This window comes from Oligosphaera ethanolica, from assembly GCF_030814695.1.
GTDB classification, from domain to species: Bacteria; Verrucomicrobiota; Lentisphaeria; order Oligosphaerales; family Oligosphaeraceae; genus Oligosphaera; species Oligosphaera ethanolica.
In genome coordinates, this window is the sequence record NZ_JAUSVL010000001.1 from 4972799 (window position 1) to 4999022 (window position 26224).

Annotated in this window: 20 protein-coding genes; 3 read left to right on the forward strand and 17 right to left on the reverse strand. The window is 59.6% G+C overall.

Features of this window, described 5'->3' with window-relative positions; translation table 11 throughout:
• Positions 1–138 precede the first annotated feature (138 nt).
• Positions 139–675: a phospholipase D-like domain-containing protein gene (locus tag J3R75_RS17285; RefSeq protein WP_307264251.1), complete on the forward strand. Its 537-nt coding sequence runs from the start codon at positions 139–141 to the stop codon at positions 673–675.
• 52 nt (positions 676–727) lie between these two features.
• On the opposite strand, the gene J3R75_RS17290 is transcribed toward J3R75_RS17285, so the two are convergent.
• From J3R75_RS17290 to cysQ, 6 genes are all read right to left on the reverse strand, one after another.
• Entirely contained in the window at positions 728–1984 is a 1257-nt protein-coding gene (locus J3R75_RS17290) for a Y-family DNA polymerase (protein WP_307264253.1), read from the reverse strand.
• 17 nt (positions 1985–2001) lie between these two features.
• Positions 2002–2430: a LexA family protein gene (locus tag J3R75_RS17295; RefSeq protein ID WP_307264256.1), complete on the reverse strand. Its 429-nt coding sequence runs from the start codon at positions 2428–2430 to the stop codon at positions 2002–2004.
• Positions 2431–2529: 99 nt separating this feature from the next.
• Positions 2530–3207 (reverse strand): hypothetical protein, encoded by a 678-nt coding sequence (locus J3R75_RS17300; RefSeq protein ID WP_307264258.1) that lies wholly within the window; start codon positions 3205–3207, stop codon positions 2530–2532.
• 40 nt (positions 3208–3247) lie between these two features.
• Positions 3248–5245 (reverse strand): sulfate adenylyltransferase subunit CysN, encoded by a 1998-nt coding sequence (cysN, locus tag J3R75_RS17305; protein WP_307264261.1) that lies wholly within the window; start codon positions 5243–5245, stop codon positions 3248–3250.
• 87 nt (positions 5246–5332) lie between these two features.
• On the reverse strand, positions 5333–6241 hold the full coding sequence (gene cysD, locus J3R75_RS17310) for a sulfate adenylyltransferase subunit CysD (protein ID WP_307264264.1): 909 nt from the start codon (positions 6239–6241) through the stop codon (positions 5333–5335).
• Positions 6241–7110, reverse strand: coding sequence for a 3'(2'),5'-bisphosphate nucleotidase CysQ (gene cysQ, locus J3R75_RS17315; protein ID WP_370882406.1), 870 nt, complete (start codon positions 7108–7110; stop codon positions 6241–6243). Before cysQ ends, cysD begins: the two co-directional genes overlap by 1 nt.
• Positions 7111–7333: 223 nt before the next feature.
• Between cysQ and J3R75_RS17320 the strand changes: the two genes are divergently transcribed.
• Together J3R75_RS17320 and J3R75_RS17325 are read left to right on the forward strand one after the other, a co-directional pair.
• Positions 7334–8041, forward strand: coding sequence for a prepilin-type N-terminal cleavage/methylation domain-containing protein (locus tag J3R75_RS17320; protein ID WP_307264268.1), 708 nt, complete (start codon positions 7334–7336; stop codon positions 8039–8041).
• 203 nt (positions 8042–8244) lie between these two features.
• Positions 8245–9072 carry an SDR family NAD(P)-dependent oxidoreductase gene (locus J3R75_RS17325; RefSeq protein WP_307264271.1) on the forward strand — a complete coding sequence of 276 codons (828 nt, stop codon included), beginning with the start codon at positions 8245–8247 and terminating at the stop codon, positions 9070–9072.
• On the opposite strand, the gene J3R75_RS17330 is transcribed toward J3R75_RS17325, so the two are convergent.
• The 11 genes from J3R75_RS17330 to J3R75_RS17380 all read right to left on the reverse strand — a co-directional run bounded on the left by J3R75_RS17330 (position 9027) and on the right by J3R75_RS17380 (position 26161).
• Positions 9027–10361: a mechanosensitive ion channel family protein gene (locus tag J3R75_RS17330; protein WP_307264274.1), complete on the reverse strand. Its 1335-nt coding sequence runs from the start codon at positions 10359–10361 to the stop codon at positions 9027–9029. The two genes, J3R75_RS17325 and J3R75_RS17330, sit on opposite strands and share 46 nt — an antisense overlap.
• Before the next feature lie 157 nt (positions 10362–10518).
• The gene (locus tag J3R75_RS17335; protein WP_307264277.1) at positions 10519–12288 is read right to left on the reverse strand and encodes a glycoside hydrolase family 35 protein; all 1770 of its coding nucleotides are present in this window, start codon (positions 12286–12288) and stop codon (positions 10519–10521) included.
• A gap of 128 nt (positions 12289–12416) precedes the next feature.
• Entirely contained in the window at positions 12417–13475 is a 1059-nt protein-coding gene (locus J3R75_RS17340; protein ID WP_307264280.1) for a Gfo/Idh/MocA family protein, read from the reverse strand.
• A gap of 212 nt (positions 13476–13687) precedes the next feature.
• The gene (locus J3R75_RS17345) at positions 13688–17560 is read right to left on the reverse strand and encodes a hypothetical protein (protein WP_307264282.1); all 3873 of its coding nucleotides are present in this window, start codon (positions 17558–17560) and stop codon (positions 13688–13690) included.
• Positions 17466–18053, reverse strand: a complete 588-nt coding sequence (locus J3R75_RS17350) for a hypothetical protein (RefSeq protein ID WP_307264284.1) — start codon at positions 18051–18053, stop codon at positions 17466–17468. The genes J3R75_RS17345 and J3R75_RS17350 overlap by 95 nt, the downstream gene beginning before the upstream one ends.
• A 309-nt stretch (positions 18054–18362) precedes the next feature.
• Positions 18363–19031 carry a DUF1559 family PulG-like putative transporter gene (locus J3R75_RS17355; protein WP_307264287.1) on the reverse strand — a complete coding sequence of 223 codons (669 nt, stop codon included), beginning with the start codon at positions 19029–19031 and terminating at the stop codon, positions 18363–18365.
• Positions 19032–19359: 328 nt separating this feature from the next.
• Positions 19360–20676: an endo-1,4-beta-xylanase gene (locus J3R75_RS17360; RefSeq protein ID WP_307264290.1), complete on the reverse strand. Its 1317-nt coding sequence runs from the start codon at positions 20674–20676 to the stop codon at positions 19360–19362.
• 312 nt (positions 20677–20988) lie between these two features.
• Entirely contained in the window at positions 20989–22167 is a 1179-nt protein-coding gene (locus tag J3R75_RS17365; RefSeq protein ID WP_307264292.1) for a metallophosphoesterase family protein, read from the reverse strand.
• 97 nt (positions 22168–22264) lie between these two features.
• Positions 22265–22930, reverse strand: a complete 666-nt coding sequence (locus J3R75_RS17370; protein ID WP_307264294.1) for a DUF1559 family PulG-like putative transporter — start codon at positions 22928–22930, stop codon at positions 22265–22267.
• Between the two features lie 195 nt (positions 22931–23125).
• A complete protein-coding gene (locus tag J3R75_RS17375) occupies positions 23126–24193 on the reverse strand; it encodes a Gfo/Idh/MocA family protein (protein WP_307264297.1) in 1068 nt (355 codons plus the stop codon).
• Between the two features lie 39 nt (positions 24194–24232).
• Complete coding sequence (locus J3R75_RS17380) at positions 24233–26161, reverse strand: ABC-F family ATP-binding cassette domain-containing protein (protein WP_307264300.1); 1929 nt, start codon at positions 26159–26161, stop codon at positions 24233–24235.
• Positions 26162–26224: the final 63 nt, after the last annotated feature.

Sequence of the window (26224 nt, forward strand, 5' to 3'; positions counted from 1 at the left end):
GTGCAATCGAGTGCAATCGACGGAGGCCTTCCGGCGAACGCCGGGTTATCTTCTCTTCACAAACGCGTTTTCGGGCGCTACATTTTTGGCGTTACTAGTGTTGTGAGCAGCCAGTCTCGTCCAGTGCCGGGAGCCGCCGTGATAGAGTTCATTGCCGACAGCGACATCTATGAGAAGGTGATCTGTGGGATCGTGCCGCAGAGCCGGCGGCGCTTATGGCTGGCGACGGCGGACCTCAAGGACCTCTATGTGTCAACATCCGGTGCGAGCCGCCGGGACATGATACCGTTTTTGGCGGTGCTGGCGGGGTTGCTTGATCGCGGCGTCGAGCTGCGGCTCATCCACGCGAAGGAACCCGGGCCAAATTTTCGTCAGGACTTTGATCGTTATCCTGGCCTGTGGGCGGGTCTGGAACGGGTACTTTGCCCGCGCGTGCATTTCAAATGCGTGATCAGCGACGGCCGCATCGCCTACATGGGCAGCGCCAATCTGACCGGCGCCGGCATGGGCGCCAAAAGCGCGCGCCGGCGCAACTTTGAGAATGGCATCATCAGTGATGAGCCGGCTATCTTGGCGCCGTTGGCCGAGCAATTTGACCGCGTCTGGCGCGGCGCCCACTGCGGTGCCTGCGGTCGCCGGGAGTTCTGTGCTGACTGCCCCCTGGAAGACGGCTGACGCTGCGCGCCAAGGCCGCGCCAAGGTCGTGTTGCCATGGTTGTTCTGGCAGCTACTTCACCTGCAGGAGCTGTTCCCAGCTGGTGGTATAGCTCGGGGTGAGGCGTTCACGTTTCATACTCCAGGGGCGATTGATGCCCTCGGCGAGATTGAAGAGTGTGCCATGGCCGTAGTGGCGGTTGATGTCGTCCATGGCGGCGGCTAGGCGTTCTTTGCGGGAGTCGTCCTGGTGGCTGCTGAAAAGTTGCAGCTGCTGGTGGCTGGTGCTTTCCAGGCCGAAGAAGACCACGCCGCTCTTCTTGTAGCGGCGGCCGGGGATGAACATGGCGGGCAGCTTGGGCGAAATGGCCTTGATGATATCCCCGGTGCTGGCTGTCGGTGTTGGGAAGGTCAGCGTCGTGCCGGTGAAGCCGCCATCGCGTGGCGGCGGGCCCTGTTCGGGGTGGTACTGGAAGTAGACGTTGGCACCGGCGGCTACCAAGCCGTCCCGCCGCAGGTGTTCTGCGGCCTGCGCCGCGTAGTGCGCGACGGATTCGGCCAGATCGGTAAAATCCACGACGGGGTGGCCGAAGGAGCGTGAGCAGGTCACGCTCTGGGCAATGTCGTGGAGAGTGTCGGCAGCGACGGCTGGTATGCCGCGTAGTTCCAAGGCCGTCCTGGCAAGCATGATGCTAAAGCGCTTCAGAAGGAAGTCGTCGTCTTTTTCTGCCAGTTGTTGGGCGTTGCGGATGCCCAGCCGTTCCAGTTTTGGCGCTAGACGCCGGCCAACGCCCCAGACCTCGGCCACCGGTACCGTGGCCAAGACAGTCGACGGGTCGGCGGGCATGACAAAGACGCCGTCGGGGCGTTTTTTGCCGATGTGATTGGCGATTTTGGCCAGGGTTTTGGTCTTGGCGAAGCCCACACCGCAGGGAATGCCCACCCAGCGCAGCACCCGCTGGCGCAAGGACAGGCCGAAGCGGTGGCATTCCTCCAGATCGTCCAGCGGCACCTGGACAAAGGCCTCGTCAATGGAGTACTGCTCGACGTCCTGGGAAAACTCCTGCAAGACCGCAATGACCCGGCGCGAGATGTCGCCGTAGAGTTCGTAATTGCTGGAGCGGAAAATCAGCCCGTAGTACTTTTCGGCTTCGCGCAGCTGAAAATAGGGCGTACCCATGGGAATCTGCAGATTCTTGAACTCCTGGGAGCGGGAAATGACGCAGCCATCGTTGTTTGACAGCACCGCCACGGGCTTGCCTTCAAGCGACGGGTCAAAAATCCGCTCGCAGGATACGTAGAAATTATTGCCGTCAACGAGGCCAATCATGCTGCGCTCACCCGAAATCACGTTCTGACAAACTGGTGGATGACCGCCGTGACGACGCCGAAGATGCGCGTGTCCATGTCGTCCTGCAGAAAGATAGGGCGATACGCGGGGTTGGCGGCCTCAAGCCGGACGCCGCGCTGGTCGCGACGAAGGAACTTCACCGTGAGCTCGCCATTGACGGCTGCAATGACTATCGCGCGGTCGGTGGCTTCAAGACTGCGATCGACCACCAGGACGTCGCCCGGGCGAATGCCGGCGCCGACCATCGAATCACCAATGGCGCGCACGAAAAAAGTTGCCGCCGGCCGGTGCACCAGCAGTTCATTGAGGTCAAGCGGGCCTTCGACATACTGTTCGGCAGGCGAGGGAAAGCCTGCTGCGACCGCATCGCTCATCAACGGCGGCAGGGCATTGTCCGGCGTTTCGGCTGGCTGATGGTCGGACATGGCGTCACGCTCCTGGCTAAAAGTGTTGAAGGTGGCGCATACGAGCTGTGCTGGACGTCACTGCTGCGGCTGTTTGCAGTGAAACGTGCGCATGGGGGATCAGGACTCGGGTGGCGTCGCCGTGCCACTGCTGACACAACAGCTTTTATTCGTCACCAACGCGTTGTTCTGCACGAGGTTGCTGATGCCGTTCAGAAAGAACAGCAGTGACATCACGAGGCTGATGAAAAGCAGTACGCGCATAGTCAGAAGGACTTGCCGACCATGCTCTTGGAGGCGAATGGCGTTGTGCTGCAGTTCGAGGATAGTGTTGTCTATCGCATCAAGCACCTGCTGGTGCGCATTGACATCGAAGGCGCCGAGGGCTTTGTCGGCGGCGGCCATGGTCGACAAATTGTCTTTGGCCAGTTCCTTCAGGCGCTGGGCGGGCGTTGCCAAGGAGGCGAATGGTGCTACATCCACCAGCGGCAATTGCAGTTTGCTGATACCGAGGAGATTGTCGGCAAGTTTGTCTATGTCCGCTGAGAAAGCGCCGATGCTCTGGAGGTTATTGCGCAAGGGCGGCAGGACTTCATAGAAGCCCTCATAGACCTTCCGTTGCGTTTTCAGGACGCCGGCGTAGTGATTGAGGAGGGCTGCGGACGATTCAAAGACGTCCGATTTTGTCGCCCGCCGGTTCAGTAGGTAGATGTAGATGGCCGCAATGGCCAGAAAGACGGCCAAAATAACTTGCGCCCAGGCCGAAAATTTGATGAATGAGGTTGAGCAGCAGGGCATGGGCGTTACCTTTCCTGGAACGGACAGTTACGGTTGCGCCTCATTTTTTGGCGCGGGTGCTTTCACGGGCTTTCATAAAAGCCATGATTTTGTCGACACAAGTTTCGGGCGTATCTTGGGCGGTTTCGACGACGAAGGCGGGTTCCTTGGGCGCTTCGTATGGCGCGTCGATGCCAGTGAAATCGGTGATTTGACCGAGGCGGGCTTTTTTATAGAGACCTTTCGGGTCGCGCGCTTCGCAGACTTCGACCGGCGTATTGACGTAGAGTTCGCTGAAGCTGTCGATGCCGATGATGTCGCGCGCCATGGCGCGGTCGTTGCGGTAGGGCGAAATGAAGGCCGTGATGACGATGACGCCGGCGTCATTGAGCAGTCGCGCCACCTCGGCAATGCGGCGGATGTTCTCCTTACGGTCATCAGCGGAGAAGCCCAGGTCGCGGTTCAGGCCGTGGCGGATATTGTCGCCGTCGAGGATATAGCAGAGCCTGCCGTCGTCGGTCAGTTCGCGTTCGAGGAGTTTGGCGATGGTGGATTTGCCCGAGCCGCTGAGGCCGGTGAACCACAGCGTCTGGGCGCGTTGGCCGAGCAGCAGTTCCCGTTCATGACGGCTGACCAGTGACGACTCGCGGGTGATGTTGGCGGCGTGGTCACTGCTGGGTGCCGCGCTGTCCGCACTATCGGCGGCGCTAGTGCGGTCGAGGATCATGCCGGCGGCGACGGTGGCGTTGCTCATGCGGTCGATGAGGATGAACGAGCCGGTGTCGTGATTGCGTTCGTAGGCGTCGAAGATGAGCGGCCGGTGTAACACCATGCGTACCCGGCTGATGCTGTTGAGGTTGAGGACGGTTGCGCCCTGTTCGTCGCAGGCGGGGTCTTTTTTGCGCATGCTGTTGATGTCCACCTCGTAGCGGACTTTTTCCAGCGTGCCAGGCAATTGCGCGCAGGCGTGCTTGACCAGGTATTTCTTGCCCTCGCGGCCGGCGCTTTCATTCATCCACACCAGCATGGCGTCGAATTCGCTTTCGACGCGGGGGATGTTATTGACCGGCACGATCATGTCGCCGCGGGAGGCGTCCACTTCGTCTTGGAGTCTGACGACGACAGACATGGGGGGAAACGCGTGGTTAAGGGGGCCGTCCCAGCTGACGATTTCGGCGATCTTCGTCGTCGTCCGCGCCGGCAGCACCATCACCTCGTCACCGGGACGCATGACGCCGGAGGCGACAGTGCCCGCAAAGCCACGGAAATTCAGGTCTGGGCGCAGGACATACTGCACCGGGAAACGCATATCGATGAGATTGCGGTTGCTGGTGATGGTGACGTTTTCCAGGTGGTGCAGGAGCGTCGGGCCTTTGTACCACGGTGAATGCGGGCTGCTGTCGACCACGTTGTCGCCATGTAGCGCCGACATGGGGATGAAATGGACGTCCTTGAAGGCCAGGCGCGCGCAGACTGCATTGTAGGCCTGGCGGATATCCTCATAGACCTTTTCAGACCAGTCGGCCAAGTCCATTTTATTGACGGCGACGACCACGTGGCTGATGCCCAGCAGGGACGCGATGAAGCTGTGGCGTTTGGTTTGAACGGTGACGCCGTGTCGCGCGTCAATGAGGATGATCGCCAGCTGGCAGTTGGACGCGCCCGTGGCCATGTTGCGCGTGTATTGCTCGTGGCCGGGCGTATCGGCAATGATGAATTTGCGCTTGCTGGTGGAAAAATAACGGTAGGCGACATCAATGGTGATGCCCTGCTCGCGTTCGGCCTTGAGGCCGTCGGTGAGCAGCGCCGGGTCGAAGTCGTCGCCCGTGGTGCCGTGAATGCGTGAGTCGCGGTGGACGGCGGCGAGCTGGTCTTCGTAGATCATCTTGGCGTCGTAGAGCAGTCGGCCGATGAGGGTGGACTTGCCGTCGTCGACGCTGCCGCAGGTGAGGAGGCGCAGCAGGTCCTTGTGTTTGTGTTGCTCCAGATAGGCTTCGACATCCCGGGCGATAAGCTCTTCATCGGGAATGATCATGGATGGTTTCTTGCTGCTGCTCATGGTCATGCTATTCGTGGGTGATGGGGACACTGGCTGAGGCGGTGAACGGTGGCGTGGCAACGTATGCCACGCGTGGCGAATGAGCGCCTAGAAATAGCCGTCTTTCTTTTTCTCTTCCATAGATGCGGCGCCGTCGTAGTCAATAACGCGGCCTTGGCGTTCGGAACTGGTGGCCAAGAGCATCTCCTGGACGATCTTTTCGAGGGTGTCGGCCTCAGACTCGATGGCGCCGGTCAGCGGGTAGCAGCCCAGCGTGCGGAAACGGACCTTCTTTAGCAGCGGTTTTTCGCCGGGCAGCATGGGCAGGCGCTCGTCATCTACCAGAATGAGGTTCCCCGAGCGTTCGACCACGGGACGCTCCTTGGCATAATACAGCGGGACGATGGGAATCTTCTCCAGGCGGATGTAGAGCCAGATATCCAGCTCAGTCCAGTTCGAGAGGGGGAAGACGCGAATGGACTCGCCGGGATTGACGCGGCTGTTGTAGATGTTCCACAGCTCGGGACGCTGGTTCTTGGGGTCCCACTGATGATAGCGATTGCGGAAGCTGTAGATGCGTTCCTTGGCGCGTGACTTCTCTTCGTCGCGGCGGGCGCCGCCGAAAGCCGCGTCGAAGTGGTAGTGGTCCAACGCCTGTTTGAGTGCGTCGGTCTTCATAATCTGGGTGTGTTTTTCCGACCCGTGGATGATGGGGCTGATATCCTGGGCGATGCCGTCGGGATTAGTCCACACCAGCAACTGGAAGCCGATTTCCTTCGCCATGCGTTCGCGGAAGCTGATCATCTCGCGGAATTTCCAGCGCGTATCGACGTGCATGAGCGGGAAGGGGATCTTTCCCGGGTAGAATGCTTTTTGGGCCAAGCGCAGCATCACCGACGAATCCTTGCCAATGGAATACAGCATGACTGGATGCTGGAATTCAGCGGCGACTTCGCGGATGATGTGGATGCTCTCGGCTTCGAGCTGTTGCAGGTGTGTTAAGAGGTAGCTTTCCATCAGATCGATTCCGTTGTGGGCCGCGGCCAGCTTGGGCCGTAGACGACAAAAAAGGGATTGGTGAGGTTCACTTTGTTATAGCGCAATGGCTCGTCGCTGCCGAAATCCACCACGCGGCAGCCGGCGGCGACGGCGACGGCCTGCGCGGCGGCGGTATCCCACTCCATAGTCGGCGCGATGCGCGGATAGACATCCGCAGAGCCGTCGGCTACCAAACAGAGCTTTAGGGAGCTGCCGATGGACAAGAGCTCCACGCGGCCATAGCGTTTCTCGAGGTCGGCGATGAACGCCTCCGTGGCGTTATTGCTGTGTGAGCGGGACGCGACCACGCTCAGCGGGCGGCCGGGCGCTGGCGGCAGCGGCAGTGCTGGGAGCGCGCTGGCGGTGGCCAAAGCGTGGACAAGATCGTCGCGGTCCTGGAAATGCTCGCCGCGGCGGAGCATGCGGGCGCCAGCGCCTTCGGCGCCGAGGTAGAAGAGCCCAAGGGCAGGGCTGTAAACGATGCCCAGCACGGGCCGACCGTCGTGAATCAGGGCGATGTTTACGGTGAACTCGCCGTTGTGTTTGATGAATTCCTTGGTGCCGTCGAGGGGATCGACGAGCCAGAAGTCCTGCCAGTCGCGGCGGGTGTCGTAGGGCACTTCACGGCTTTCCTCGGAAAGTACTGGTAGATCCCAATGTGCCTGCAAGCGGGCCATGATGAGCTCGTGAGACGCCTTGTCGGCGGCCGTCAGCGGCGACTGGTCGGCCTTGTACTCGATGTCGAGATCGCCGTCGTAGATGGCCATGATGGCCTCGCCGGCATCATAGGCGGCCAGGACGGCCGCCGGACAGTAGTCGGGCAGGAGATCGCGGTAGTCGTTGTGCATGGCTGAACTGGGTTGAGAATGGGTCATGTTAGGGGAGCAAGCGACACATCAGGAAGAAGAAGCGCTCAATATAGCCCCCCGAGACCAAAAAACGCATCGCTGACGTGATGAAAGTGCGCAGGCGTCTTGTCAGTCGCGCGCAAAATCGCTATACTAGCAGCAAACAGTGTTATGAAGTGCGTGCCGATGTTTTTTAAGCTCTTGTTTAGAGGAGAGTACGGTCATGAAATCGCGTTTGTTCACCTTGATTGAATTGCTGGTCGTGATTGCCATCATTGCCATTCTGGCTGCCATGTTATTGCCGGCCCTGGCAAAGGCGCGGGAGAAGGCCCGAGCGATCTCCTGCGCGTCGAATGCCAAGCAGATCCTTCTGGCAGCGGCGCTGTATGGCGACGAAAATGAGAGCTATTGGGTGGGTATGGCTCAAGACGCTGTGACCACCTACAGTGCTTACACCATGTACGTGACCCGCGGTAAGTACATCAGCAAGGAAGTGTTCTTCTGCCCGTCGCACGAACTAGTGAACTACAGCTCATCCTATACCTACGGCGTCATCCGTCCAGATATGCAGTACACGCTGAGCTCTTTCTATACCAAGCGGGATACCTGGGGCGACTTTACCGTGCGTGACGCGGATTGCGGCAAGGCCAGCAAAGACAACGCCTACTTCATTGTCAACGCCTGCAAGATGCCGTCGTCGGTGCCTTACTGCGGCGACAGCATTTCCTTGGCCAATACCACCTACAGCCGCTGGACTTTCAATATCGGCCACGCGGAAGGCAACGAGTACTCCGCATCGGCGCACCACGGTGGCCGGTCGAACGTGGGTTTCTTCGATGGCCATGTGCAGTCCTGCGGCAAGGGCGAGTTGTCCGCCGCGGGCTATACGTCCTGTTCCTTCGATGGCCTGAACATCGTGACCAAGTTCTGAGCGTTGACCGTCTTCGTTGTCTACCTGCCCTGATATCGCGCCCGGCGGCAAATGCGCCGGGCGCATTTGCGTTTACGGAGTGATTTGTGGCCGCCGCCGGCTTGGATAGTCGTATGTTTGGTGACGTATGGATGGTCAATTTTCCGGTACGGACGATCAGGCGGATGTAATACTGGGCATAATTAAGCTGACGGAGTGGTGTTATGGCAAAGTCCTTGAGTGGTCGGAAGGCGTGGGTGACGGGGTCGTCCCGTGGCATTGGCCGATGCATTGCCGAGCAGCTGGCACAGGCGGGCTGCGACGTGACGATACACGGGCGCAATCGCAGCAATCTACGCAGTTCGGGCGAGGGCGATGACCTCGTGGAGGTCGCGAGCGAGATGGCGCATCGGCATGGCGTGAAGGTCGTGGCGATTTGCGGCGAACTGACCGATGAGGGCGAGGTGAAGCGCTGCTGCGAAGAAGTCGTTTCGCAGCTTGGCGGCTTAGACATTCTGGTCTGTAATGCTGGCGGCGCCAATCTCACTGGCGAGCTCGACATGAACGCGGGCAGGGATACGGCGAGCAACTTCGACTTGGAGTCCTTGGAGAAGCGCCTTCAGCATAATCTGGCGACGACGGCGTTATGCTGTCGCGAGGCCGTGCCGTTGCTGAAGCAATCATCGGCGCCGCGCATTGTCACCATTGGCTCAATAGCGGGTTGCGGCGGCAATAAGACTGGCGGGCATTTTGCGCCGTACTCCCTGGCCAAAGCCGCTGTGCACCAGTACACGCGGCTTTTGGCGGCGGAATTGCGCCACGACGGCATTCCAGTGAACTGCGTCATTCCAGGCAACATCCACACGCCGTCGACGGCCATCCGTTTTCATTATGGCCAGGGGCTGACAAAGCCCGGGCAGAGTCGCCTGGAGGGCCTTGGCGTGCCGGCTGACATCGCTGGGCTGGTCAGTTTCCTCTGTGGGCCTGGCGGAGCATACATCTCTGGTCAGTGCATTCGCGTCGATGGCGGCGAGCAGCTGTCGCCCTGCTGAGCACCACCAGGCGGCGTTGTTATTGCAGTTCCGGCTAGGGGCAGGCTGGCATTGGCGTTGGCGATGACTAGTCCGGATGTATCGCTGCATTGCTGGAAGACGCGCAGGTCGAAAGCGGGCAGGATGGCCAGCAGGTGGTCGAAGATGTCGGCCTGAATTGCTTCGTAGATGACCCAGCGGGTGTCGTTGGTGAAGCAGTAGATTTGCAGTGGCAGGCCGGTGACGCCAGGCTGCAACTGCCGTACCATAATGATCATGTCCTGATTGATGCGCGGATTGTGTCGCAGGTATTGCTCGATATAGGCGCGGAAAGTACCGATGTTGGTTACCCGGCGGGCGTTAATGGGTTTGGCGCCGCGCTCGGCCAGGCGGGCATTCCATTCGGCCAGCTCCCGCCGCTTTTCCTCGAGGTAGTCGTCGAGAATAACGAAGTCCTTGAGCTTTTCGACATCGTCGTCATTGAGGAAGCGCACACTGCGTTGGTCGAGGTAGAGTGAGCGCATGATGCGGCGGCCGCCCCATTCGGTCATACCGCGCCAGTTTTTGAACGAGTCAGTGATGAGTTTCCGCGTGGGCAGAGTGGTGATGGTCTTGTCCCAGTTCTGGACTTTGACGGTATGCAAGGCGATGTCAATGACGTCGCCGTCGGCATTTTGGCTGGGCATTTCGATCCAGTCGCCGACGCGGACCATGTCGTTGCTGCTCAACTGCACACTGGCGACCAGCGACAGGATGGTGTCCTGAAAGACCAGCATTAGCACGGCCGCCATGGCGCCAAGGCCGGAAAGCAGCATCAGCGGGCTGCGGTCTACCAGCGATGCAATCATCAGGATCAAGGCCACTACGCCGATAACGATTTTCAGGACCTGCACATAGCCCTTAATGGGCTTGGTCTTCGCAGCGGGGCGGCGGCGATAGGAACATTCGAGGAGGTCGAGGGCCTTGACAAGAGCCATGGCAATGGTCAGAACAATCCAGGCACGACAGCAGTTGCTGACCAGTACAATCATGGCGTCTGGCAAGCCGGGGATGATCTGTACGCCCCAGGTCAAAACCAGCGCCGGAATGATGTGCGCCAGCAGCGGAATCACTTCCATACGCACGGCTTTGTCTTCCGGCGCGGCCATGGTGACGGCGGTAAGGAGCCGCTGAGCGTTGCGCAGCAACACATTCTTGGTCAGCCAGTTGGCCAACCAGGCAAGCAGCGCCAGAAAAACGAAAACAACCAGTGCGTAACTGCCGGGATAGGGCTCAAGAGCGGTCTGCAGAATCTCAAAATACTTCACCATCAATCGTTATCTCCTTGGTTGGTTACTACAGGAGGTAACGCAGGAGATCCGCTTCTATTGCCCGGCGCGGCCGTTTTGTCCATCTCGGTGCGCAGAAGCCTGCCCCAGCGAGCTGGGTTATTGGCGTTTGGCGATATTTGCTGGCGTTCTTGCTGGCTCAGAGCATCAATGCCTGTGGTGGTGCGAAGTCCGGATGGTCGATGCATTCGACGACGGCTTCGCGGAGGCCGGCCAGTTCGAGGATAACGATGTCGTTGTCGCCTTGGTGGAGCAGTGGCGCCGGCAGGTAAAGTGCGAATTGCGGGCCGATATGCCAGTAGCGGCCGAGGTTGAAGCCGTTGACCCAGACGATGCCCTTGCTGCCGTAAGGCACGCGCAGATAGGTATCGGCGGGGCTGTCGATCTTGAGACGGCCGCGATAGAAGGTCGGGGCGCTGCAGGTCGGCGCACCGGGACGGAAGACCAGGCCGCTAAGGTCGTCCAGGGGCAGGGGATAGACGTCCCAGTGGTAGAGCCGGCGGGCCTGCACGTGGGCGCCAGTCATGCCCTTGCGCCAGTCGTTCTGCAGGCCCATGCCGGTATTCACGCGGCCGAGATTTTCCACCAGAATATCGATTTGCCCGGGATGGACCTGCGCGGTCTGGTCGCTGTCGTTGCGGAAGAAGTCCCCGCAGAATTGGCCATTGCTGTAGACCTGTGCGCGGTCGCCAAGCTTTTCAATGCGCAGGGGATAGACGCCGCGCGGCAAGTCCAGCTGCGTGCGGTAGAGGATGAGGCCATAGCTTTGGCCGTAGTGCTCCATGCTTTCGGCGGTCACTGACTCATGACGGCTGGACAGGGCGGGCAGGGTGTCCCACAAGGACGCGTGCTCGCTGAGCTGCACCCGGCCGAAATCGCGCGCAGGGTGGACGATCGGTTCGCCGACCTCGGCGTCTGGGCAGTATTTTTTGATAAGGTCGCGAATCATGGCGTATTTGGGCGTGGGATTGCCGGCCTCGTCCATGGGCGCATCGACCTCATAGCTGTTCAGGTAGGGATAGTACTCCTTCTCGCTGGCCATTTTGGCGCCGGGCATGAAGCCGAACGAGGTCCCGCCGTGGAACATGTAGAAATTGAATGACGAGCGGCGTTTGAGCAGGGACTCGACATCAGCGGCGACTTCCGCAACGGCGTGCTTGTGGTATGGCTCGCCCCAGCGGTGCGATACGCCGGACCATAGTTCCATGACGAAGTCCGGGTTATCCGGCCGCAGTCGCTGCACCAGGTCCAGGCCGTGACAGGGGTGATTGCGGCAGTTGACGGTGAGGAGCGTCGAGGGCAGGGCCCCGCAGCGATAGATGGCCTCGGAGGGGCTGTCAGAGATGAAGAGCGGCACGGTGACGCCCTGCTGGCGGAAGAGATCGTAAAGATGCTGCAGGTACTCGCTGTCGTTGCCGACGCTGCCGTATTCGTTGTCGATCTGCATCATGATGACGGGCCCGCCGGCGGGCCATTGCAGCGGCGTTAGGATGTCAAGGGCGTTTTCGAGGAAGCGGTCGGCGGCGGTGAGAAAGTCTTTGTTCATGCAGCGGATGCGCATGTCGGGCTTGGTGAGCAGCCATGCCGGCAGGCCGCCAAAATCCCATTCCGAGCAGATGAAGGGGCCGGGGCGGACAATCGCCATAAGCCCCAGCGCTTGTGCTTCGCGGAGGAATGCCGCCACGTCCCAGCGGCCGCTGAAGTCGTAGTGGCCTTCCCGGGGTTCGTGGACATTCCAGGCCAGATAGGTCTCGACGGTATTGAGGCCGCAGCGCTTGAGATTCAGCAGGCGGTCGTGCCATTGTTCCGGCAGACTCCGGAAGTAATGCATAGCGCCGGAACGTATCTGTGTCGGTTGGCCATTGATGACGATGTCTTTACCACGAATGACAATGGACTGACTGGACATTGCTGCTGCTCCCCTGCTGCTGCTCTCCGTCACCTATGCGACCGCATTTGGCCGCATCTTTGCATCATGAAAAAACGGGGAAAGGCGCGTGTGCTGCCTTTCCCCGTAACAAGCTCATTTACATAATTTTAGACATCGACTTCCTGGTTGTTGGCGCAGGACTTGTAGATGGCGTCGAGCAGGCGCATGACGATGACGCCCTGGTCGCCGGTGGCCGGGATTTGTCCCTCGCCGTTGATGGCGGCGACGAACTTGGTCAATTCGACGGCGAAGCCATCATTCTTCTTTTCGTAGTCGAGTTTGATGTCGGCGAGGCGGTTGTCGAATTCGGTGAGCAGGACGGTATCGGCGCCGGCGAGTTTGACGCCGCCCTTGGTGCCGAGGATTTCGACGTAGTTTTCGGGTTGGGCGTTGGCGGCCCAGGCGACTTCAAAGACCATGGTAGCCTGGTTGCCGAAGCGGACCATGCCGGTGGCGTAGTCATCGACGTTGAAGGTGCCGTCGTATTTTGGTGGGCCGGCCCACATGCTGACGTAGTGGTAATCTTTCATGGGCGAGCCGAATTTCGAGTAAGTCTTGGCGCTGGCCTTGGTGGGATTCCAGAGGTTGGTGACCCACATGGCCAAGTCCAGCGAATGCACGGCGATGTCGATCAGGCAGCCGCCGCCAGACTGTTCCTTGGTGGTGAACCAGCCGCCCATGCCGGGAATGCCGCGGCGACGGATCTGCTTGATGCCGATGTGGTAGATTTCGCCCAAACGGCCGCTGTCGATGAGCTCGCGGACCAGCTCGGCGTCGGGACTTTGACGGCGGACCATGCCCATTTGTAGGAGCTTGCCGGACTTGTCCCGCGCGGCGCAGATGTCCATGCCGAGCTTGGCGTTGAGCGCCATGGGTTTTTCCAGCATGACGTTTTTGCCGGCGTTAAGGGCGTCAATGGCGATGGGCGCGTGCATGGCGTTGGGCACGCAGATGCTCACGGCGTCGATTTCCGGATCGGCGAGCAGTTCCTGGTGGGTGGCGTAGGTCTTGGCGACGTGGTGCCGAGCGGCCTTCTCCTTCAGGCGGTCCGGCAGGATATCACAGAGTGCAACCAGTTCCGCGTCAGCAACTTTGGTGTAGGCCTCCGCGTGAACGGAGCCGATGGTACCAGCACCGATAATGCCGATTTTGATCTTCTTTCCCATGATGCGCTTCCTTTGTTGGGGTGGACTCATGCCTGGTAGAGGCAATGCAAACGACTATTGTCGTCCAGGAACCTACGAGGCGGCGCCTACGGCAGCAGGCGCCAGATGCAAGTTTGCGCACCTGGCGTTGGTGCCTGGCTATGTACAAGGGGATAGTGTATTATGCTTTCCGCGAAAAAAAAGCCGGCGCCGGCCACTATTGTTGGGCCGTTTTAGCGGAAGACGATGGGCACGGCTATGCGTTCATTGGGTGGCACGCGAATGCCGTCGGCGTAGGCCCAGGTTGGCGGCTGGCTGAAGATGGCCGTGGACAGCCATGATGAGAGTTTTCGGCCATCGGCGAGCTCCAGTTCCAGGCGGAAGTTGCATAACTTGCAGCAATCGACATCGCGATTGTTGATGGCGAAGGTGTTGATGGCGCTGATGGAACGGATGGCGGCGGGAGAGTTGATGGGCACGCGGACTTCGTCGGACCAGATATTTTTGCTTTCGTTACCGCCGGCGCCGATGAGCAGACCGATGTCCTCGCCATTGAGGATGCCGTAGCTAGGCATGCGTTCGGCGTTGCTGCTGAAGCCCTGCGCTTGGTAGCAGAGCCAGGCCTTGGCAATGCGCCCGACGGTATCCTCCGCCCACGGCGCGCTGTCGGTGGTCTTTGTGAAGGCGTAGCGTTCGCGAATGGGGTCAAGCGTGAAGAAGAAGTGGCTTTGGCGCGTTTCCAGGCGCAGGTCGGCCAGCGCTGACCAGTCGCCATAGGAATTGTCATCGGGGCCAATGTCGGAGATGATTTTGAGGCCGATGTCCTGTCCGGCCCAGGGTGCCAGATCGGCTTCGATGTCGTACCACTGGTACTTGACTGCGGCTTGCTCGGCCAGCTGGTGTTCTTTGCCGTCGCCGTCGATGACGACGATTTTGAAGACCGTGCCGTCGCCGTAGGCGCTGGCGTCGATTTTGCCGACGCGGGCGCGGAAGGCCACATCGTCGCTTGGTGGTACGGCCAGGGAGTAGAGCATAAAGACATTGCCGGTGCCGTCTTTCCACGGCGGATGGACGAAGAAGCCATCTTTTTCGACGCCGGCGCAACTGACGGCCTGTGCTTTGCTTACGGCGCCGCTGCCGCCGAGTTCGAAGGTGGGCTCCTGGCCGCGCAACTGCATACCCACGCGGAAGTTCTTGCTGAAATCGCAGGCGTATGGTCGTGGTTTGAGTTCGGCAATGATGCCGCTGCTCCAGACGCGGTCACCGAAGCGCGTGTAGTGAATGTCGAAAGGGTACATGCCAGGGCGGTCCATGGCTGTCGGCACCGCGAAGCTGACGAACTGGCGCAGGCCCTTACTGAAATCGACCGACTGTTCTTGCCCCCATGCCGTGAAGACGCAGAGCTTGTCCAGGTCGTAGGGCACGGTCGTGATCTCCAGCTGGAGGCGATCGCCATCAATGCGGCCGATAATGTCCAGCGGTTCGCAGATATCGAAATCAAGCCAAGTGCCATCGGCGATTTGCTGCCAGTAGCGGCTGTTGCAGTGCGTGTCCATGGGTATGCTGATGTCTTGTTCGCCGACGCGAAGCGTCTGGCCGGGAAAAGCGTCGCGGGGCTGCTCGCTGGCGACGCCGGCGATGGGCTTGGTGCCGGCGGGAACGCTGAGGTAGTAGCTGAAGGCGCCGGCGACGGGCATGACCGTGGTCAGGCCGCGGGCGTGGCGGAGTTCGGCCGGCCCCATGTCCTTGCCGTCGAAGTCGATGGCACGGGCGCTGGTCGCATTGATGGCGAAGGCGCAGTCGGCGTTATCGTAGGGTATGACTTCCCAGCGAGTGTCGTCAAGGCGCCGGCAAAGCGCAGCGCCGTTGACGGCGACCATGGGCGAGCGCACGAAGCCGTTGTTGCGCGAGTCCATGAAGATGTATTCCGGGGTCACGGCGGCATCGCAGCGCTTGCCGTCAACAAGTGTGCTGCTAACCTCGATGCTGCCGTCTTCGGTCCAACCGGCGTAGCCGTGGGGCGGGAGGCTGATTTCGCGGCCGGCGAAACGGATGCAGAGCGGTTCGTCGCGATGGCCATTGACGACCACGCAGCTGCCATCCTGGTAGCGCAGTGCGAGTTGATTGCGCTCGTAAGCGCGATTGAGCAGCGCCGCCGAGATGTCCCAGAGCTGACCGTCGGCATCGACGTAGTTGATTTCAGCGATGCTGGCCTGGGTATAGCGCGCGTGGAGTTGCTGCAGCATGAAGTAGCCGCGGATGGTTCGGCGCATACCGCCGACATTGAGCAGGAAGGACGGGTGGCCGAAGGCCAACGTCGCGCAGAAAAAGCGGTCGGTACTCGTGTCAATTTCGTCGTCGGTGCTACCGAGCGAGACGCTGCGGCCGTAGAACATGTCTGGCCGGCCGACCCCGAAATTGCATTCGAGGTCGTGCATGCGGCGCAGATCAAAATCGACGATCCAGGGATTGTGATTGAGGTCGTAGCGTTGGTCCTGCGCGTAATTGCCGTCAGTGAGGCCGCTGTAGAAACAGTGCTGGCCGCCTTCGGAATAGACCGGCCCGCCCCAGGCTTTTTTCTGATGGAGCATGATTTCACCGAAGGCGTAGTAGGTCTGGGCGAAGGTGCCGGCGCCGGGCACACGGTGGTCGAAGTCGCAGCGGTCTGACGGTGTGACGCAGGTGTGTACATCGCAATAGCCAGCGCTGAAGCCGAAGCTCTGCTGGTTGCGGGGCGCTTGCTTTGCGCAGAATTCGACTGCGCGGAGGGGCTTGGGCGCGTAGCAGCGCATCCAGGAGCGCAGCAGCTGGTTGCTGCGACTGCGGGTGATCAGGTCGGTGCTCCAGAACTCATTGACTGGGGCAAAATCGGTGAAGTTGTTGTAGGGGCCATAGACAATGCCGAGGGTGTCCTGCATATAGCGCGAGTACTTGCGCCAGGCGTCGTCGCCGCCTTTGCCGGGTGCCGAGCGGGTACGGAAGGTGAAGCTTTCGCCGCCGTCGCGCCAGCCGACTTCGTGGTCAGTGACCAGTAGTTCGGTCATGCCATGCCGAGTGATGTTGTACCAGTACTTGTAATCGCGATCGCGGTCGGCGCTGGCGCCGTGTGAGCGCCACACCTTGGTGCCAGTGATAGGCTTGTGCGGCGATGGTGGATTGGCGATGGTCGGTAGGTGATCTTCAACGCGTGGCGACACGGTGATGAAAAAGCGCTCAAAGCAGTCATTGCGCCGGCCATCGGTCTTGGAGATGTAGTTGACGCCGCCATTGGCCGCGGCCGTGCCGTCCGGGACGGCGCCAATGCCGTAGAGCTCGCTGCCGTTGGAGCGGTACCAGTCCGTATGCGCGGAGACAAAGAGGCGATTAGCAGCGGTGCTGCCGGCAACGACCAGCGCCGGTCGGCTTTTGCCGTAGTCGTAATAGGGCATGGTTACGGAGCGGGCGCCAGCGAGGCCACTGACCTGGCCATAGACCACGGCGGCGACCGCGCCGCCAGGGGCCACGCTGTCCAGCACCAGGCTCTTGCCCCACAGGCGCAGCACGTAGGTCGCCTCCACGGTTACGTCGCCCCGGCGCAGGTGCCAGCGGGCGGTGACGGCGTCAGCCGTGTGGTCGCAGCTGATCAGGTCGGCCTGCTCGGGGACCTCACCAGCGGAAGCGCCGTTGCTGGCGAGGCGCAGGCCGCCGTCTTCCAGAGGACGAATAGCGGGTCGGCCCTGCCAATGGGCGCTGATGTCGTTCCACGTGCCGGTCGCGGGCGTGTAGCGGTATTCCAGCACGCCGTCCAACCCGTCGTAACGGAAGGTGTAGACGCCGGCAGTCTCGCTGATGGTGGTTTTGGCTCCGGGAGCGGCGTTGTCGGGCCAGATGGTTTCTTCTCTGGTGGGGAAGGGCAGCCGACCGGGGCCGCGATTGGCGCCGGGATCCTGTCCTGGGAATAGCGTCAAGTTGCGTTCCGGCCGGGGCTCAAAGCTGAGCGGTTTGAGTTCGTCCGAGAAGACCTGCAGGTTGTCAAAATAGAGCACGCGTTCGGCGGTGTTGCTGCAGTTGCTGATCTCGAAACCGGCGAAGCAGGCGCCCGGGCAGATTGAGCTTGCCGATTTCATCGGGAGTGAGGCGGAGCAATGGCAGAAACCACTCTTTCCAGTTGACGGTGATCAGGGGTAGGGCGAGAGTTTCGCCCTCGGCGGTCTGAAAGAGCAGCTTGATCTGCACCTGCGGCGTGGTCTTGTCGCGTGACCAACCCCAGTTGTTGCCATAGATCCAGCAGCCGGCCATATCGAAGGCGGCTGGCAGCGGCACCGGCTGCGGTGGCGCCAGCGTGATTTTCGGCGCGGCTTCGCCCGTGCCCTGGTAGCTGAGCTTGTACACGTAGTCGCCCCAGAGTTGCTGTTCGCGGCTGCGTGTGAAGGTCGCCTTGACGTGATGGGTGGTGACAATCCACGCCTCATCGCGCTCAAAATCGATCAGCGGCGCGTGGTCGTCCGCCACGCGCCCCGCCCAGTCCAATTCATATGGCCGTTTGCCGACAGCCTCAGCGCTGACCATGCCGGATAACAGGACCGTGGTTAGCAAACTCCAGCATAGGGCACGAACCATGATCGCTTCTCCTAAATATGGGGGGCAAGACACATGACGATAAAGGACTGCTGGCTGGTCGGGGATTGCCGGGGAAATCCGGCCGGGCCACCGCTTGGTGAGTACGGCGGGTATAGTGTAACACTCGGCGGTGATCTTTACACCGGCAGAACGCAAAACGCTATCGGCTTCTTGGCAGAAGCACGCTAAGCCCATGCGGAACCCTGTCCGTGGCGAAAAGCGCCGTCGCCGGAAATGACGAAGGCCGCCGATGCGTATGGTGACGCGTCGGCGGCCCGGAGATGTCTGTTTGCGTTGCGGGTAGCGTGGTCAGTTGGTGACCACGGCATCGGCACCATTGTGCAGCCATCTGGTATTGCGTGATCCGAGGCGCTTGGGTGTGCCAAAGATATTTTCTTTCTTCATCGACTCGACGTGGCCGTCGTAGAAATAGAAGTTCACCACCGTCTGGGAGTTATGAGCGCGGCGCATACGGCCGTAGTTGCTGTAGGAGTCCCAGATCCAGCTGCCGTCGCCGCCTTGAATCGTGTAAGACGGATCGACAACCGAGGTCAGCTTGGTTTCGCTGCCAGACGCATAGAGCCACGTGTTGTAGCCGTATTCATCAAAAGCGCTGGTGTAGACAGCAGATGGACAGTCGAACGTCTTGATGTCGCCGACATAATCCATGATGTGATAAAAGTAGGGTCGCTGATTGCTGCTGATGGTGCTACCGTTGATATTTTTGAATGGATAGGTGATGGTCGTACCAGAGCCGGAAGCATACCATGCGTTGAGCGGTAGTGTGTCGTCGTTGTCGCCGGAGTACATGGTACAGCCCAGGGCGATCTGCTTGAGATTGCTGGCGCAGGAGATCTGCCGGGCTTTCTCGCGGGCCTTACTTAAAGCCGGGAGGAGCATGGCGGCCAAAATGGCTATGATGGCAATCACCACGAGCAACTCAATGAGGGTGAAAGTGAGAATTCTGTTGATTTTCATGGGTGTTGTCTCCTTTTAGTGCCTTTGTTTTAAAGCAACAAAAAGCACTGATTGTTTTATTCTTTGCGAACCACGCTTCTCATAGCCTGTGAGGTCCCGCTTGGTGTCGTGCTAAAAATCTGTCAATAGTGCCATTATACACGTTTGTCAGATAAAAAACAAGAAAGTAAACGAATGCAGGATAAGATTGTATTCTGCTGTTAATGCAACTGTGCTACTATGGTGTTGTGTCCGTGTATGAGGGATTTTGGGGGGATTGGCCACTATCCGGCAAGTCACTGGAGTTATGCTTGCCGGGCACGTGGCCCCATGCGTAGATGTAGCTGGATCAGAGCGCCAGAGTGATGTGTTTGTCGGCGTGCTTGCTGAGGGTGAGGGCGGTCTTGACGGTGCCGGCGTCGGTGCTTATTTCCGCGTCGTAGTCGCCGTAGAAGCCGCGGAAGACGTTATCGGCGCCGTGTTCATATTCGATGCTGGTGGTGGTGCGCCACTCGTGATTAATGAGGCGATCGAGGGCTGTGAAGGCAGGTTTGGGGCTCATATCGTAGTTGACGAGGCCGGCGCGGAGGGCATTTTCGCCTTGTTCGCTGCCCATTGGCGCGTAGGCGGCGGTGCCATCGACCATGTTCCACCAGACGATGGACTCGGTGGCGGGGTGGCTGAACCAAATGCGGTAGAGGCGTTCGGTTACCAGCTCCTGGAAGCGGTCGCCATCGCCGAGGTCACGGCGGCTAATGATGCTGACTTCGCTGAAATTGACTGGCACGGCGAGTTTTTGGTACTGATCCAGCACGGCGTAAAGTACGCTGGGATTCATGAAGAGGGACGCTTCCTTGAGCAGGTTTGAGAACATGTGATACTGCAGGCCTAGGCCGCCGAGGCGACAGCCGTGTTCGATGAGGCGGCTGGCGAGGAGATATACCGGCGAGTAATCGCCCTGGGCGTTCCACCAACGATTATCGTCGTTGTAGATGAGCTGCGCTTGGGGCAGGAGGCGCTCGGCCATCCGAAAGACCTGTTCGACGTGGTCAGCCGGGTAGGCCGGTGGATTGTTGCGGGTAAGGGGATTGCGGCTCTGCGCTTCGTTGACGCAGTCCCAAATGAAAATGTCTTTGCCATAGCGGTCGGCAATTTCAGCGATGCGCTGTTCAAGGCGGCGCATCATGGCGACGCGGTTGTTTGGCGCCCACGACGGCACGAAGAGGTGCCAGCAGAGCGGATGGCCCTTCGGCGTGATGCCGTAGCGCTTGCAGAAGGCGAGGACGTCGTCAGTGGGTGGCCGGCGATAGAGGTCTGGCTTGGCGCCATGTGCGAAGCGCGGCTTGCCGTCTTCGGGTTCGAGGTCGGACCAGTAGAAGGGGACGACGGCCTCATTGAAGAGACTGGCGAAAGCCTCTTCGTATTGGCGGTTCTGTTCCTCGCTGGGGAACTGTCCCTGCATAAAGGCATTGCACCCGAAGAGGTATTCGTGGCTTTTCTGCTTTAAGCGGATAGTCGCGCGCTGGACGGGCTTACCGTCGCGATCCTTCAGTTGCAGGTGTCCAAAGCCCTTGCGGTACATTTCCGTGCCGTATTCAATGCGAAAATCTGTCTCGGCGTCCTTGGCGAGGAGGTATTTGCACAGTTCTTTGGCTTGGTCGTTCATGGTGATCCTTGTTCTCGTAAGTTGTTATGATATGGGATAAATGAACGCTCCTGTGCGTGTTGGCACTGATGGCAGCGTTCCACTGGGGTGAATTAGTGGTAATGTGCGAAATCTTGTGATAGAAAGAGAAACTTGACTCAGTGGTTCTGAATCCTTTGTCTGCCCCTACGGGGCAAATTCACGCACAAATGCTTGACAAGCAGGTTATTGTAAAAAGTTCTTTTTGCATAAGAAGAGTTTAGATCATATTTGCACCAGGAATCATTGATTGGCAACTACAGGTTTCATCACAAAACTTCGCACATTAACGTATTAGAATTGGAAGGCGCGGTCGCGTTCGGGGCCGCCGGCGCCGATGCGGAAGAACATCATGGCGCGCTGGGCCGGTTTGATGGCGACCATATCGACCAGCATGCTTTGCGTGCGGTTTACTGGCGTGACGTAGTCCACGTTGTCGGGCAGGTCCTTGGTGGAGACCGTACCGTAGCCCTGCGTGATGATAAAATGGATATCGTGATACAGCGCTTGGTTGTTGAAATGGCTGTCGCCGGATATGGAACCTGCCAGGCTGCAATCGCGGTTGCTCGTGAAATCCCATTGCACGCCGTCGGCCTCGCCTTTTTCGCCGGTGCGGAAGGCTGCGAGGACCTTGATGGCCAGTTCGCCGTTTTTGATGCTGCCCGGTTTGTTGCCACGCCATTTACCGATGGTCGGATGGATGCAGCGGTGTTGCAGCACGACCGCGCAGGTGCCGGGGGGCAGGCGCAAATTGTCGGCCAGAAATTGTACTTGCGGTACTGAGAAGCCGGCTTCGGACGCGTCGCTGGAATTGAGGAAGAACACGCGGCATTTCTTGCCGGGCAGGTCGTAGTAGCCGTAGTCTTCGCCAGGACTGGTAACCAGCGGCACGCCCTTCTTTTTGGTCATGCCGTTGAACATGGTACCGTATTCCTTCGGGGTGAGGCGGAGTTCGGAGCAGAGGGCGCCGTTGGCGCGGCCATTGTCGTGATTGCCCATGCAGAAAAGCGCGGGCAAGGCAAAATCCTTGAAGAGATTGCGCTGAGCTTCCAGGCGCAATTCGGCGTCTGCCTTTATGGACGGCTGCCATTTGAGGTCGCGATCAAAGCCGATGTCGCCCAGCTCGGCCAAGAAATCAGCCTGGAAGGCATGTGCTGCGCGCTGGGCGAAGAGCACGTGGTGCTTGGTATCGCGGAAATCCGGTGGGTTGGCGAACAGCGGCCTGGCGGCGTGGATGTCGGTGACGATGGGAAAAACCACGACCTCGTCGTCGCCTCGCCAGGCGTCAAAGCGGGCGCGGGCCTCGCCGATCTGTTGGTCCACCCAGGCAGGCACGGCGAACTCCGGAATCGTCGTCGATGGCGGTGCGGTGGCAGTCTGCGCCATGGCTGTGCCGGCGGTCATGGCCAGGGCCAGTAGCGTTGCGCTGGTATTGGCATTGCTGAGGCTGCAGAGTGATCCGATAAGGTGCATGCTTACCTCACGATTTGTACCATAAACAGCAAGGGCCTGTCACGGATGACAAGCCCTGCTACGCAAGCATATATGGCGTACGGTCAAAGGTGGCTGATTAGTCGGTGACAACAGCAGCCACCGCATCTTTCTTCCACGTCGCGCAATTTGGGCTGAAGCGGTTCCGTGGTGAGTCAGCGAAGATAACCTCTTTTTTGAGGGATTCAACGTGCCCGTCGGGCGTGTAGAAATTGCAGGTGGTGGTGCTGTTGTGACGACGGGCGATACGTGAATAGCACGCGTAGTCGTCCCAATAGAACCAGGTGCCATCGCCACCGAGCATATATTGAGTCGGCTTGTCTACGGAGGTCATGACTTTGAAGTAGCTGGAGAGCATGACGCTATAGCCATATTGAGCGTTGATGGCCGGTGAATGGGTGGTGCTTTGGGATGGGCAGACGAAAGTCTTCACGTCGCCGACATATTCATAAATGGGATAGTGGTAGGGGCGGTCAGTACGGGTCATGGTGGCGCCGTTGATATCCTTGTAGGGGAACGTCACCGACGGCTGGCCAGTCCAGTAGGTCGCCGGGAAGGAATCGGTGTTGTCACCGGCGTACATGATAACCCCCAGCGCAATCTGCTTGAGATTGCTGGTGCAGGATATTTGCCGGGCTTTCTCCCGCGCTTTACTCAATGCCGGCAAAAGCATGGCGGCGAGAATGGCGATGATGGCAATGACAACCAACAACTCGATCAAGGTGAAGCGAAGCAGCATTTTCATGGTGGACCTCCTAGTGAATAACAATCCAAATACGCATCAAGCATGCGCAGATGACAAGGAAAGTTTCTGCAACAAATATAATAACAGATGCCAATAATTGCTACTTTTCTGCAAGATGCATGCCGAGATGCTGCTTGCCGTCGCCAAGGCCGGAGAAGCCCTGGCCTAGCGACGGCGACAACAGAGTGATAATCGTCAGAATTTTCGTGGCATGGGGTTTTGGCGGTGGCATTCTTCGATGACGGCGATTTGCTGGAGCACCTGTTCGGGCGGGATGGCCAGAGCGGTGCCGGCGGTGAGGGCGTCATAGAAGTTGTTGTAGAAGCGCCGGGCCATGGAGTTGAAGAGGTTCTTGTCTTCTTCGGGGACGGTCCATTTTTCTTCATGGAAGACGAGTTTTTCAGAGCAATAGGACGGTCCGGGGAGGGGCTCTTTGATGAGGCGGATTGGCGGGGCTTCTTCGGGGAGGTAGTATTTCCAGTCGAGCTGGGTTTGGGTGCCGGCGAGGCTGCCGTAGGTGCCGTAGACCTGATAGGTGAAAGGATTGAAGTGGTTGTTGGAGCAGATTTCCAGGTCAATGACCGGCCGGCCGGGATAGGACAGCAAGACCTTGCAGAAGTCCTCGGCGTCGCCTTGGGCGTTGACCAGGTCCATGCGGCACCACACGTCCGGCATGACATCGCGGCCGATGAAGCCCAGCGCCTGGTCCAGCGGATGGGGGCCGGTGTTGTAGAGATTGCCGGCGTTGTAGGACTGGAGAGTCTGCCAGTCATAACGGCGGGCAAAGCCATTGAAGGCGATTTTGACCATGCGGATCGGGCCGAGAACGCCGGAAAGAAGCACGTCGTTGACCTTGCGGTAGTAGGGGGCAAAACGGGATTGTTGGTAGACGGCCAGCATCCGGCCGGTGCGTTTGGCAACGCCGATGAGCTCGCGGACCTCGTCGGCAGTTTTGGCAAAGGGCTTTTCGCTGAGGACGTTGTGGCCGGCGAGCATGATCTCTTTGCTGATGGGCGCGTGGAGATGGCTGAAGCTGGAGTTGACGACGAAGTCCAGCTGCAGACTCTTGTCGTTGATCATCTCGCGGTAGTCTTGGTAGGTCGCGCAGCCGTATTCCTTCTCAGCCCGTTCGCAGCGGTCTTGGAGCAGATCGCAGACGGCGACGATTTTATATTGTTCCGGACAGGTCTTGAGATATTCCGCATGGATGTCCCGCCCGCTGCGGCCCTGACCGATGATCCCTACGCGTAACGTCTTCATCATGGTGCCTTTCTGTTAACTGACACGATTGCCGGGCCGGGGTTATTGTCCCTGGCTGAGCTCTTCAAGTTCCGCCCAGCGGGCGTAGAGTCGCTCGACTTCTGCTCGCTGGGCATCCAATTTAGCAGTGATGTCGACACTTTGCCGCCCGTGGCGGGCATGAAAATTTGGGTCCGCAAACAGCGCTTCGGTTTCGGCGACGGCCGCTTCGGCGGCGGCGATGGCCGCTTCCATGGCGTCGAGCTCGCGCTGTTCGGCCCACTTGAGCTTGCGCGGGCGGGCCGCAGCGTTGTCGCCCGCGTTGTCGCTGGCAGCAACGGTAGCAGTGCTGGCCGGTTTGTTTTCAGCGGCCTGCGCGGCTTGTGCGGCTAGAATGGCCTGGAGCTTCTCGGCGCGTTTTTCGGCGTAGTAGCTGAAATTGCCGGGTTGGAAAAAGAGCTCGCCGTCGTCCTGAAAGGCCAGAACATGGGTACAGACGCGATTGAGAAAGTAACGGTCATGGCTGACGACGGCGACGCAGCCGGCGAAGTCATTGATGGCCTCTTCGAGGACGCGCAGCGTCGGCAGATCGAGGTCGTTGGTGGGCTCGTCCATAAGCAGGAAATTCCCGCCTTTTTTGATGATTTGGGCGAGGACCAGGCGATTGCGTTCACCGCCGGAGAGCTTGCCGACCTGGGTGTTGATCTCCTCGTCCTGGAAGAGGAAGTTGTGCAGGTAGGTCCAGATGTTGATTTTGCGGCCGTTGAAGAGGACGAATTCGTTGCCTTCGCCGATTTCCTCGAAGACGGTCTTGTCGTCATGGAGGGTAATGCGGTGCTGGGCGATGTAGTTGAACTGCGTGCGTTCGCCGCTGCGGACGGTACCAGTGCTTGGCTGGAGCTCGCCCAAGATGAGCCGCAGCAGGCTGGTCTTGCCCAGGCCGTTGCGCCCGACGATGCCCAGGCGCATGCCGGGTTCGAAATCCAGGTTGAGGTGCGCAAAGAGCTGGCGTTCACCGAGGGTCAGCGACACGTCCTTGAGCGACACGACGATGTTGCCCATGGGCGGCGCCGGCGGGATGAGCAGGGCGATATCGCGCTCGGCAGCGATGCCCTCTTGGTTGGCAGCGTTGTTGAAGCGCTGGATACGGCTCCATGACTTGGTGCTGCGGGCCTGCGGGCCGCGGCGGATCCAGTCGATCTCGCGGCGGATGAAGGCCAGGCGGCGTTGATCGTTGGCTTCGGCATCGGCCTCGCGTTCAGCTTTTTTGCGCAGAAAGTCCTGGTAATTACCGTCATGCGAATAGAGCCCACCGCCGGATAATTCGAGGATGCGGGTGCTGACTTTGTCGAGAAAGTAGCGGTCGTGAGTGACGAAGAGGCAGGTGCAGCTTGAGCGCTGAAAATAATCCTCCATCCATTCGATAGTCTCGGCGTCAAGATGGTTGGTTGGCTCATCGAGCAGAAGCAGGTCCGGCATGTCAAGCAGTACGCGACAGAGACCGACACGGCGCTTTTCGCCGCCGGAGAGGGTGTCGACCACGCGGTCGGGCGCCGGCGCGGCCAGCGCGTCGATGAGCATGGTTAGGCGGCTTTCGAGGTTCCAGCCATCGCGCGCGTTGATGATCGCTTCGAGCTCGTGCAGGTGCTTGCCTGGCGCGCTGTGCTCGTAGTCGTGCAGGACGGTCAGGATGTCCGCCGCGCCATCAAGGATGCAGTCGCGCACCGTCTTGCCCGGCGTTAAATCCACTTCCTGTGGCATATATGCCGCGCGGATGTTCTTTTTGCAGCTGACTTCGCCGGCGAAAAAATGCTCTTGACCGGCGAGGATTTTCATCAGGGTGGACTTGCCGCAACCGTTGCGGCCGACGAGGCCGACGCGTTCGCCCTCATGGATAAGCAGGTCCTGATTGTCGATCAGGACTTGGCCGGCGATTTGAACATGGAGTTTGCTGGCGCTCAGCACCAGCGGATTGGCAGAAAATGATCCCACAGGCGATTCCGATACATGGCAACATGGTTCAGGGTAGGGAACGGAAGCACTGCCGTCGCGCCG